This is a genomic window from Hymenobacter armeniacus, assembly GCF_014699055.1.
In the GTDB taxonomy this organism is placed as follows: domain Bacteria; phylum Bacteroidota; class Bacteroidia; order Cytophagales; family Hymenobacteraceae; genus Hymenobacter; species Hymenobacter armeniacus.
Genome location: NZ_JACXAC010000011.1, coordinates 1 through 12,110 on the forward strand (window position 1 = coordinate 1; position 12,110 = coordinate 12,110).

Genomic DNA, 12,110 nt, shown 5'->3' on the forward strand with positions numbered 1-12,110 from the left:
GACATTCCGATTCAGTACGTGTGCTGGAAGCAGAACACCACCATCACCTACTCGGCCACCGAGCCCGACGGCGACTCCGTGGTGTACTCCCTGGCTGCTCCTCTCCGCGCCTGCGGCACCCCCGTTACCTACAACACCTTTCCCGGCAGCGCGCGCGTGACCAAAATTCTGAGTCAGAATCCTCTCTGCGTGTATGACTTCCCGGGCTTGCCGACTGGCCTTTACAGCCCGACTAACCCCATCCAGCTCGGCTTCGACACGGTGGGTACCTGCCCTGTGAAGACCGGGGTGGTGCGCACGCTTACCTTCAACCAGCAGGCCCGCACCCTGTCCTTTGTACCGGGCGTATTCGACGCCACGGCTCTACCGAACTCGGGCAACAACAAGTACCAAATTGCCGTGCTCATAACCGAGTACCGCCGCATCAACGGCGTGCGTCGCGTCATCGGCACCGTGCGCCGCGAGGCCAACATCATCGTCATCAACTGCGGCCCGAACACCACGCCCAACCCCGTAACGGCCACGCCGGTAACGCCCAAGTCGGGTACCCAGACCGTGAACACGACCGATACCACGCGCATCGACGTGCGGACCTGCAACTACTCGCGTGTGGAACTCAACTTCACCGACCCCGACAACCTGAAGACGCCCAGCGCCAACCAGCTGCTGACCGTGACGCTGCCGGCCAACATCAACACCGACCCCAACCTGCTGGACTCGGGCGACGTGGGCACCTTCAGCCTGACCGGCAATGGCACCACCAACCCCCGCGGCGTGTTCTTCTTCCAGCCTTCGCCCACCACGCTCGGCCGCACCATCCGCCTCAACATCCGCGTGGAGGACAACAACTGTCCCATCAAGGGCGTGCAAAACCGCGTAGTGGTAATTCGCATCTACAAAGGCTTTGTGGCCACGGCCTCGGCCATTGTGGGTGCTACGGGCATCGGCAACACCACGCCGGCCTCGAATGCCATCTGCCCCGGTGGCTCGCTCACGCTGCAGGGCGGCGTAGTTCGTCCGGACTCGATTCGCCGCATCGCCACCAACACCACGCAAGCCCAGGTATACACCTACCAGTGGTCGGTAGCCAATGCCGGCGGCAACGGCCTGCCCGCTGTGACCACCAATCAGCAGATTGTGGTGAGCCCCACTGTAACGACCCGCTACCGCCTCACGGCGTCGCCCACGCTGGGCTTTGCTCAGGGCTCTTGCGGCGACACCACTTCCATTGTGGTGCGCGTGGTGCCCCAGCCCGTGGTAGCGGCCACTGCTTCGGTACCGTCGGCTTGTATCGGCGCTCAAGTAACGCTGCGGGCCACTGCCACCCGCCCCACCGGCACCGGCAGCAACCTCAATGACACCTACACTTATACGTGGAGCGGCCCGGGTATTACCGCCCCTAACAATACAGGCGCTACTATTCCCGTGACCCCCACGGCACTTGGTGTTAATACTTACACCGTTACTGCCCGTGGCGCATCGCCTTATGCGTGCACCGCTACCTCCACTGTGCAAGTGCTGGGCCTGGCCGTCATCACCGCCAAGTTCGCGGCTGACTCGACAGGCGCGGCTGGCAAGTACAACAACCGTCCGCCGGTGACCTTCACCTTCACCAACCAGACCACGCCGGTTGTGGGCGCGGCCGGTGCTCCTACCACCTATGCCTGGACGTACCAGCGCTTCAAGGACTTGAGCAACTCTCCTGTGGCCGACCCCGTCGTGAACTTTAGCACGGCAGCTGCTCCGGCCCCGCTGAAGCTGACCCAGGCCGGTTACTACCGCGTGCGCCTCACTACCTCGGTGACCGGCTCGGCCAACCCCTGCGGCACGCTGGTGGCCGAACGCATCGTCTTCGTGCCCGACCTGCAGGTGCCGAACATCATCACGCCCAACGGCGACGGCCAGAACGACTTGTTCCGCATCTCGTCGGTCAACAGCACGACCAGCAAGCTGGAAATCTTCAACCGCTGGGGCCGTAAGGTGTACGAGCAATCCAACTACGCCAACAACTGGGGCGGCGACAACCAGCCCGCTGGCGTGTACTACTACCTGCTCACCGACAACAAAGGTGTGCAAACCAAAGGCTGGGTAGAAGTGGTGCGCTAAGCGCTGCTCACCTTCCGCATCCACCAAAAAAGGGTGCCGCGATATTCGCGGCACCCTTTTTTGTTTTGTCGTGAATGCGTCCGTGAGGCTATTAGGCGAGGCGGTGGCGTTCGTTTTTGATGGCGTTTTGAATGTTCCAGGCCACTTGGTGACGGAAGGGGTGCATGCGCACCGGGCATTCGGCCATGAGGCACAGCGAGCAGGCTGCAAACGTGCAGGGGTCGGCGTGCACAAACATTTCTACATCAACCGCAAACCGTTCTTTGATGAGCTCCTCGATGTCGAACAGCTGAGAATGCACTTCTTCGAGGGTGAAATAATAAGGCATCTGCATGTGACAGTCAATGTGCAGGTTGGCGCCGTAGCGCTGCACGCGCAGGTTGTGCACGTCAATCCAGGGGGCCCGGCGCTGGGCTTGCAGCTCGGCGATGACCTCGGCTACAATGGCCGTATCGGTTTCGTCCATTAGCCCCGACACCGAGCGGCGGAGCATGCGCCAGCCGTTCACCAGAATGAAGCCGCCCAGCAGCAGCGCTGCACCGGAGTCGAACCGCACCATGCCGGTGGCCGCCACCAGCACCAGTGCCCCCGACGAGACAATGGACGTGAGGGCGTCGATGTAGAGGTGCTGCCCGTCGCCCACCAGCGCCACCGATTTTAGGCGCTTGCCGGCTCGCACCAGCATCAGGCCCACGCCCAGGTTGACCACCGCGGTGCTGGCCAGCAGCAGCACGCCCCAATCGGGCCGCGCCACGGGGTGGGGGTGCAGCAGCCCGCGCGAGGCATGGTAGAGAATGAAGGCGCCGGCCATGAAAATCAGCCCGCCTTCGAAGCCCAGCGAGAGGTTTTCGATTTTGCCGTGGCCGTAGGGATGGTTTTCGTCCTTGGGCAGGCTGGTGAGGTAGAGGCTGTAGAGCGCAAAGCCGCTCGTAAACACGTTGATGATGCTCTCCAGCGCGTCGGTGAGCACGGCCTGGGAGCGGGTGAGATAATAGGCGTAGAACTTAACGGCGACCAGCCCGACGCTGACCACAAGGGACAGCAAGCCAAAGCGGCGCTTGGTGGTGGAATGATTCATGCAAGGCGGTTTTCGGGGCAAAGGTCGGGCAGCCAACGGCAACAGTGAGGCCACCCCGCGTCGCCAACGGCCGTAGAGCAATTGCCAAGTCGGCGGCAACACGCCAGACAGGGCGGATAATTCGCGCCGCGTAACGAAACCTTTTCTGGGAAAATCTGTATTTAAGGCGGTCGAAAATAATTTTTAGGCTGCCCTAAAAATATACTAACTTTGTATTGAATCAACCGCTTACCGTGCCACCTTCCACGCTCACCGATACCAAAGTCGACCCCATGGACGCCGGCTGGCGTCATCCGCGCCGCGCCAATTCCCTGAGCGAGGTGTATGCCAGCATCAAGGTGCCGGGAGCCGACGCCTCCTTTTGGCGCAAGCTGATGGCCTTTTGGGGGCCGGGCCTGATGGTGGCCGTGGGCTACATGGACCCCGGCAACTGGGCCACCGACCTGGCCGGCGGCTCGCGCTACGGCTACACGCTGCTGTCGGTGGTGCTGGTTTCCAACCTGTTTGCCATGCTGCTGCAGCACCTGGCCGCCAAGCTGGGTATCGTGACCGGGCGCGACCTGGCCCAAGCCTGCCGCGACCATTACTCGCGGCCCATTAGCCTGATGCTGTGGATTTTGTGTGAAATCGCCATTGCGGCTTGCGATTTGGCCGAAGTCATCGGTTCGGCCATTGCCCTGAACTTGCTGTTTGGGCTGCCGCTGGCCTGGGGCGTGGTGCTCACCACGCTGGACGTGCTGGTGGTGCTGTTTTTTCAGAACAAAGGCTTTCGCATCATCGAAAGCATCGTGGCGGGCCTTACGGTGCTCATTTTCGGCTGTTTTCTTTACGAAATCATTGTGTCGCGGCCCGATTGGGTGGCCCTGGCGCACGGGCTGGTGCCGCAGCCCAAAGTCATTACCACGCCGGGCATGCTGTACGTGGCCATTGGCATTCTGGGCGCCACCGTAATGCCGCACAACCTGTACCTGCATTCCAGCATCGTGCAAACGCGGGCCATTGAGCAGACCGAGGCCGGCAAGCGCATGGCCATCAAGTTTGCCACCATCGACTCGACGGTGGCCTTGTTTGTGGCGTTTTTCATCAACGCGGCCATTCTGGTGCTGGCGGCGGCCACCTTCCATCACCACGGGTTGTATGAGGTGGCCAAGATTCAGGACGCCTACAAGCTGCTGGCGCCGGTGCTGGGCGCAGGCGCGGCCAGCGTCCTGTTCGGCGTGGCGCTGCTGGCCTCAGGGCAGAACTCGACCCTGACCGGCACGCTGGCGGGTCAAATTGTGATGGAAGGCTTCCTCGACCTCAAGCTGCGGCCTTGGGTGCGGCGGCTCATCACGCGGCTGGTGGCGGTGGTGCCGGCCCTGGTGGTGGCCATTGTGTACGGCGAAAGCGGCACGGAAAAACTGCTGGTGTTCAGCCAGGTGATACTGTCGATGCAGCTCAGCTTTGCGGTGGTGCCGCTGGTGCTATTCACCAGCAGCCGGGCCAAGATGGGCGTGTTTGTGAACCGGCCCGTGGTGCGCGTGCTGGCGTGGTCGGTATCGGCCATCATTCTGGCCCTGAATGCCTACCTGCTCTGGCAAACTGCTGTGGGCTAGAGCGGTGAAGGAAGAAACAGTGAGCAGTTGCTACGCTTGCTCTACTGTGGATGAAGCACATCATTAAACCCGGGCAATGACTCCGGAGGGCCATGAAACACTTGCTACTTGCGCTGCTGATGCTGCCCCGGCTGCTGTGCGCCCAAACGGGCACGCTGCGCGGCACCGTGCGCGACGAGCAGCGGCGGCCCGTGCCGTATGCCAGCGTGGTGCTGCCGGCCGCCAGCCTGGGCGCCACCGCCGACGGGGATGGCCGGTTTGAGATAACCGCCGTGCCGGCTGGTCCGGCGCGGCTGGTGGCCAGCGCGGTAGGCTACGCCACGGCCACGCGCGCCGCCACCGTGGCCACGGGCGCCGCCACGGACGTGCAGTTCACGCTGGCGCCCGCGGCGGCTGCCCTCGCCGATGTGGTGGTGACGGGCGTGAGCCGGGCCACCGAAGTGCGGCGCAGCCCCGTGCCCATTGCCACGCTGGGCCGCCGCGAAATCAGCCTCAACGCCAACACCAATGTGATTGACGCCGCCGTGCGCGGCATTCCGGGCCTGAGTGCCGTCACGACGGGCCCCAACGTGTCGAAGCCCTTCATTCGCGGGCTGGGCTACAACCGCGTGCTGACCCTCTACAACGGCCTGCGCCAGGAAGGCCAGCAGTGGGGCGATGAGCACGGCGTGGAAGTGGATGGCTACGACATCGAACGGGTGGAAGTGGTGAAAGGCCCCGCCAGCTTGCTCTACGGCTCCGACGCCGTGGCCGGCGTGGTGAACCTGCTGCCCGCCCTGCCCAGCGGCCCCGAGGGGGAGCTACACGGCGACGCCCTGGCCGAGTATCAGTCCAACAACGGCCTGGTGGGCAATTCGCTGGGAATCAACTACCAGAAAAACGGCTTTCAAACCAGCTTCCGGGCCAGCCACCGCCTGGCGCGCGACTATCGGAATAGCGTGGACGGCCCCGTGTACAACACCGGTTTCCGGGAGCTGACCCTGACTGGGATGGCCGGCGTGAGCAAGCCCTGGGGCAGCTCGCATTGGTACCTCACGCTCTACGACAACCGCCAGGAAATCCCCGACGGCAGCCGCGACTCGCTCAGCCGCCGCTTCACAAGGCAGGTGTTTGAGAGCAGGACGGACGACATCAAGAACCGGCCCTTGGTAAGCGACGAAGACCTGCATTCCTACACCATTGCGCCGCTGCACCAGCGCATTCGCCACTACCGGGTGTTCACCAAAACGCAGGTGCGCCTGGGGGGCGGCGAGCTGCACCTGCTGTTGGGCGCGCAGCAAAACCAGCGCGAAGAGTTCAACCACCCCACGGCGCCGGCCCAGGCGGGCCTGGCCCTGCGCCTTACCACCTACACCTACGACGTGCGCTACCACCTGCCCACCTGGCACGGCCTCGAAGCTAGCCTGGGCAGCAATGGCATGGGCCAACTCAACCGCCACCAAAACGCCACTGATTTCCCCATTCCTAACTACGATTTGCTGGACGCCGGCGGCTTTGTGCTGCTGAAGAAGGCCTTTGGCAAGCTGGAAGTGAGCGGCGGCATGCGCTATGACACCCGGCTGGTGACGTGGCAGGACTTCTACGTGGCGCCCAACCCCGCCACCGGTTTCGATGGTGCCGGCGGACCCCGTACGCCCGATGCCGCGCTGCAATTTCCGGCGTTTCGGCAGCGCTACCGGGGCGTGTCGGCCAGCCTGGGGGCCAGCTACGTGGCCACCGAGCGCCTCACGCTGCGCGCTAACCTGGCCCGCGGCTACCGCGCCCCCAACATTCCCGAAATCGGCTCCAACGGCCTCGACCCCGGCGCCCACATCGTGTACCTCGGCAACCGCGGCTTTCAGCCGGAATTCAGCTGGCAGCAGGACGTGGGCGTGCTCTGGCACCAGCCCGAACTCGACGCTTCTGTGGAGCTGTTCCACAACTACGTGCAGAACTTCATCTACCAGGGCCGCTTGCTGAACGAGGCCGGCCAGCCGGTCATTATCGTGCCGGGGAATACTACCTACCAGTTTCAGCAGGCCGCCGCCCGTCTCTACGGCCTGGAAGCCAGCCTGAGCTGGCGCCCGGCCGCCCTGCCCTGGCTGGCCTGGAACAGCAGCGCGGCCTACGTGAACGGCCAAAACGCCGCCTCGACTGCGCCCGAGCACCTGGCCGCCGCCGCCCGCTACCTGCCCCTCATCCCGCCGCTGCGGGCCCGCACCGAACTCCGCGCAACGCTGCCCGCGCACACCGGCCGGCTCACGGGTACCTACTTCCGGGCCACCGTGGACGGCAGCGCGGCCCAAAACCGTTTCTACGCCCTCGACAACACCGAAACTGCCACCGCCGGCTACGCGCTGCTGGGCCTGGGCGCGGGCACCACCTACACCAACCGCGCCGGCCGCGGCGTGGCGCAGCTCATCGTGCAGGTCGATAACGTGTTCGACACGGCCTACCAGGCCCACCTCAACCGGCTGAAGTACTTCGAATACTACGCCGGCTCGCCCACCGGCCGCACGGGTATCTACAACCCCGGCCGCAACGTGGGCGTGAAAGTGCTGGTGCCGTTTTAGAAACCAACCGGCTGGGGTGGGCCTGGGCCGAAGAAATGATGCGGAAACGGTACCGCCCGGGCCTTTCTGCGTAGACGGCCGCATGAAGCACTTTTTCTGGCTGCTAATCCTGCTGCCCACCTACGCCTGGGCGCAGAATGACCACAAACCCACGCCCTACGACTCGGCCCATTTCAGCTGGCGCAAGCCCGTGCCGCGCGACCGCCTGCGCGAGCTGCAGCCCGACCGCCCGGGCATTACCGAAAGCCCGTTTACCGTGGATGCCGGCCATGCCCAGGTGGAAATGGACCTGCTGCGCCTGCGCAACAGCGGCACCGGCGATGAGCAGCGCGAACGGGAGCTGAAAGTGGCCTACACCATGCTCAAGTTCGGCCTCGGCCGCCGCACCGACCTGCAGCTGGAAGTGCCGCTCTACGCCATTGCCAAGCAGCGCGCCACCGAGGCCACCGACTGGGAGGAGCGCCACGCCGGCTTCGGCGACCTCACCTTGCGCGTCAAGCACAACTTCATCGGCGACGACCAGCAGGGCAAGTTTGCCATGGCCGTGATTGGCTACGTGCGCCTGCCCAGCGGCGGCGCGGTAGGAGAGGGCGCCCCCGAATACGGCGTGGTGCTGCCCGTCGACATCGAGCTCAGCGACAAAGCCAACCTCGAAGCCCAGCTGGAAACCGACCTGAACTACGACCGCGACCAGGACCAGCGCTACCTGCGCTTCGTGCCCTCCACCGCCTTGGAATACGACTTCACGGAGAAGCTGGGCCTCGTGACCGAAGCCGTGGCCATGTGGAACACCGAGCAGCGCCGCTGGCAGGCGTCGGCCAACATTGCCCCCATTTTCAAGCTCACCCCCAACCTGCAGCTCGACCTCGGCACCCACCTGGCCCTGAACCGCCTCAGCGACCACGAGTACTTCGTGGGCTTCACCTTCCGCCGCTAAACGCCGCGCCCTTGCCTATCTTTGCCCCGCCAAGGTGCCAACCCCCAATCGCGGGGCGCGGCTGAAAAGGGAATCCGGTACGAAGCCGGAGCTGTCCCCGCAACTGTACGCTCCACATCGGGGTGGGCCTCAATGCCACTGTTCGGCGCCGGTTTTTCACGTGAAAAATCGGCCAGGAATGGGAAGGCGGCCCACTCGGCGGAGCAAGCCAGGAGACCTGCCCGGGCGTTCACAGGTTCAGCATTCGCGGAGGACGAATGGAGAAAGAAAGCAGCGGCCGCCCTCGGGTGGCCTCATTACCCCTGTTTTTCGGCCTCGGTCTGACGCTGGTCGGCTTCTTTCAGGAAGCGGGCTGACGCCGGATTTTGAATCGAATTTTCTTAACCGAGAATTTGATTCGGATGCTAGTTGCCCTTTTGCACACACGCCGGCTGGCCGGGCTGCTGGCCGCGGCCATTGCCGTGGCGCGGGCGCTGCCGGCCCAGGGGCAAGCCGCGGCCGATACCCTTACCGGGCAAAGCCACCGGCTGCCCGACGTGGCGGTGGCCGGCAGCAAGCCCAGCCGCTACGCCCTCGGCACGCGCCAGCTGGTGCTCGATTCGGCGGCCCTCAGCCAGTACCGCACCGGCACGCTGGCCGAAGCTTTGGCGGCCCGCGCGCCGCTCTACCTTAAAAACTACGGGCCGGGGCAGTTGGCGTCCATCAGCATTCGGGGCACGTCGGCGCGGCACACCGCGGTGCTCTGGAACGGGTTCAACATCAATTTCTCCTCGTTGGGCGAAGCCGATTTCTCGCTTTTTTCGGTGGGCGGCAATACGCAGGTGCGCGTGCAGCCCGGGCCCGGCGGGGCGCTGTACGGCACCGGCGCCATTGGCGGCGCGGTGCTGCTGAGCGGCGAGCCTGCTTTGGGCGGAGGGCTGCGCGGCAGCGTGCAGGCCGAGGGCGGCAGCTTTGGCCAGGGCGCGGGCAGCCTGGAGGCCAGCTACGGCGCGGCGCGGCTGGCCCTGCGCACCACTGCCTTGTATCGCGAAGCCCAAAACGACTTTCCCCTTGGCCCGGAGCAAAACGGGGCCGCGGCCCCGCGCCAGCCCAATGCGGCTTTCCGGCAATGGAATTTTACGCAGGATGCGCGCCTGCTGGTGGGCACCGGCGGGCAGCTCAGCCTGGCCGCCTGGCTCACGGGGGCCAACCGCCAGATTCAGCCGGCGCTGGGCGCCGCCAACCGCCACGGCCTCGAAACCGACCACAGCGCCCGGCTGCTGGCCGCTTTCCGGCAGCGGCTGGGCCGGCGCTACGAGGGCACGGTGCGCGTGGCCTGGCTGCACGACCGCCTCGTGTACGGCGACGACACGCTGCTGCCGCAATACACCACGCTGAGCACCACCCAGGCCCAAACCGAGCATTCATTTACGCTGGGAAATAAAATCAGCCTGCAGCTGGGCGGCGAAGTGCAGCACTTTGAAGCAGTGGCCGACGGCTACGAAAGTCGCATCCGGGAAAACCGCTTGGCGGCCTTTGGCCTGCTGCGCTACGATGCCACGCCCACGCTGCGCCTCACCGCCAACCTACGCCAGGCCGTTGTGCCCGACCAGCGCCCGCCGCTGGCGCCCACCGCCGGCGCCGAATGGGACCTGTGGCAAACCGAAACGAACACCATCACCCTAAAAGCCAGCGCCTCGCGCAGCTACCGCGCCGCCACCCTCAACGAGCGGTACTACCGCCCCGGCGGTAACCCCGGCCTGCTGCCCGAAACCGGCGTGGGCTACGAGGCCGGCGCCGTGTACGACCACCAAGCCGCCGGCCCCGCCCGCCTGCACTGGCGCACCGAACTCACCGCCTACCGCCAGCTCGTCGATAACTGGGTGCAGTGGATACCGGGCGCCGGCGGCTTTTACTCGCCGCGCAACCTGCGGCTGGTGCGCACCCAGGGCCTGGAAGCCAGCACAGCGCTGGATTGGAAGCGGCCGCGCTATGAGGCCGCCGTGCGGGCCAGCTACGCCCTCACCCAAGCCCACAAGCAGCAAGGCTACCTCGGCGACGACGACCCCCTGGACACCCAGCTGGCGTACGTGCCGCTGCACGGCGCCACCCTCAGCACCGAGCACACTTGGCGCACGCACTGGCTGCTGAGTGCCAGCGGCAGCTTCAGCAGCTACCGCTACACCACGGTGTCGGCCAACGATTTTTTGCCGGGCTATTTCCTGCTGCAGGGCAGCGTGGGGCGCCACCTGACGGTGGGTCAGGCCCGGTTCACGCTGCTGGTGCAGGGCTACAACCTGACCAACACCCGCTACCAAACCTACGCCGGCCGCGCCATGCCGCCCCGCTCGGCGGTGCTGAGCCTGCGCGTGGCCTGGCGCTGATTTTCAACATCCATTCACATTCATTTTATGAAACGCAATTCCTTTCCTTACCTCTCCGCCGCCGGCCTGCTGGCCTTGCTGACAACGGCTTGCAACCCCGACAAAGAAGTCATCAGCCCGGAGGTGCCCACCGTCACCAACGCGGTGTACGTGGTGAACGAAGGCACCAGCAACGGCGCCATCAGCCTCTACAACAAATCGACGAAAACGGTGGTGCGCGACGTGTATGCGCCGGCCAACGGCAACAAGCGCCTCGGCCCGTATGTGCAGAACATGACCATCGTGGGCGACAACGCCTACCTCGTGGTGAACGGCGCCGACTCGGTGCAGGTGGTGCGCCTGGCTGATTTCAAGCGCACGGTGGGCATCGGCGGCTTTTCGCAACCGCGCTACCTGCTGGCTGCGGGCACCGCCAAAGCCTACGTTACGGAGTGGCAGGGCAGCTTCCCGGCCTACTCCGCCGGCCGGGTAGCCGTGCTGAACCTGACCACCAACACCATCGGCAAGCGCCTGACGGTGGGCGTGAACCCCGAGCAGATGTTGCTGGTGGATAACAAGCTGTACGTGCCCAACAGCAACGGCAACACAATCACCGTCATTAACACCACCACCGACGCCGTAGAATCGAGCATCGACGTGCCCGACGGGCCCAAAAACCTGGTGCGCGACGTTAACGGCAATATCTGGGTGCTGTGCAGCAAGTACGGCGCGGCGCAGGACTTCCTCGTGCGCTTCAGCCCCGCCCAGCCCACGCAGCAAACGCGCATTGCCTTGGCCAGCGACTACACCAACGGCAACCTGCGCACCAACACCACGGGCTCCACCATCTACGTGTCGCTGGGCACGGGTACTTATGCGCTCGACCCTCAGGCCACGGCCCTGACGGCGAAGCCCCTCATCCGCCGCAATTTCTACGGCCTGGGCATCGACCCGCAGGACAACACCATCTACGCCGGCACTTCCACCTTCACCGGCGACGCCAAGGTGATTCGCTACACCGTGGCCGGCGCCCCCATCGACTCGTTTGGCGTGGCCGTGGGCCCTAACGCGTTCTTGTTCCGCTAGCATTGCCCTGCCTTTCTTTCTGCAAAAAAATAAACCCCTGCCCGGTTCGGGCAGGGGTTTTTCGTGGGGCAGGGGAGGGCCCGGCAGTTAGTCGGCCAGGCCGTCGTGGTTGCGGTCTTTGGCGTTTTCGGCGGCTTTGTACAGCTCTTTGCCGGTGGGCTGATGCGGGCCATTGGGGCGCTGCACACCCGCCGTCACGGAGTCGCCGTTGGCCACGCCGTCGGTGGGGGCGGCGGGGCCTTTCTTGGTGTAGCCGCGTTCCACGTTGGTATCGCCTTCTTTGGTGCCCGAGCTGCAGGCGCTAAACGTGGCGGTGAGGGCGCAAGCCACAGCGAAGGGGCGGAGGAATGATTTCAACAGCATGAAAGAGCAAATGTGAAGGGGTTGAGGGATGCGACGGTGCAAGGTAGAAAA

The 12,110-nt window shown here is 64.8% G+C and carries 8 protein-coding genes and 1 riboswitch; of the genes, 6 read left to right on the forward strand and 2 right to left on the reverse strand.

Annotation, left to right across the window (positions count from 1 at the left end):
* Positions 1 to 2,106 (forward strand): gliding motility-associated C-terminal domain-containing protein (locus IC234_RS21530; protein ID WP_190928828.1); only part of this gene is annotated, 2,106 nt, incomplete at its 5' end.
* A gap of 91 nt (positions 2,107 to 2,197) precedes the next feature.
* Here IC234_RS21530 and IC234_RS21535 read toward each other — a convergent pair.
* On the reverse strand, positions 2,198 to 3,184 hold the full coding sequence (locus tag IC234_RS21535; protein WP_190928830.1) for a cation diffusion facilitator family transporter: 987 nt from the start codon (positions 3,182 to 3,184) through the stop codon (positions 2,198 to 2,200).
* 272 nt (positions 3,185 to 3,456) lie between these two features.
* Between IC234_RS21535 and IC234_RS21540 the strand changes: the two genes are divergently transcribed.
* From IC234_RS21540 to IC234_RS21560, 5 genes are all read left to right on the forward strand, one after another.
* On the forward strand, positions 3,457 to 4,779 hold the full coding sequence (locus IC234_RS21540) for an Nramp family divalent metal transporter (RefSeq protein ID WP_190928869.1): 1,323 nt from the start codon (positions 3,457 to 3,459) through the stop codon (positions 4,777 to 4,779).
* A 92-nt stretch (positions 4,780 to 4,871) separates the two neighbouring features.
* Positions 4,872 to 7,331 (forward strand): TonB-dependent receptor, encoded by a 2,460-nt coding sequence (locus tag IC234_RS21545; protein WP_190928832.1) that lies wholly within the window; start codon positions 4,872 to 4,874, stop codon positions 7,329 to 7,331.
* 82 nt (positions 7,332 to 7,413) lie between these two features.
* On the forward strand, positions 7,414 to 8,268 hold the full coding sequence (locus tag IC234_RS21550) for a transporter (RefSeq protein WP_190928834.1): 855 nt from the start codon (positions 7,414 to 7,416) through the stop codon (positions 8,266 to 8,268).
* Between the two features lie 15 nt (positions 8,269 to 8,283).
* Positions 8,284 to 8,507, forward strand: a riboswitch (cobalamin riboswitch).
* 177 nt (positions 8,508 to 8,684) lie between these two features.
* Positions 8,685 to 10,631, forward strand: a complete 1,947-nt coding sequence (locus IC234_RS21555; RefSeq protein WP_190928836.1) for a TonB-dependent receptor plug domain-containing protein — start codon at positions 8,685 to 8,687, stop codon at positions 10,629 to 10,631.
* 27 nt (positions 10,632 to 10,658) lie between these two features.
* Positions 10,659 to 11,696: a YncE family protein gene (locus IC234_RS21560; protein WP_190928838.1), complete on the forward strand. Its 1,038-nt coding sequence runs from the start codon at positions 10,659 to 10,661 to the stop codon at positions 11,694 to 11,696.
* Between the two features lie 87 nt (positions 11,697 to 11,783).
* On the opposite strand, the gene IC234_RS21565 is transcribed toward IC234_RS21560, so the two are convergent.
* Positions 11,784 to 12,059, reverse strand: a complete 276-nt coding sequence (locus tag IC234_RS21565; RefSeq protein WP_190928840.1) for a hypothetical protein — start codon at positions 12,057 to 12,059, stop codon at positions 11,784 to 11,786.
* Between the last annotated feature and the right edge of the window lie 51 nt (positions 12,060 to 12,110).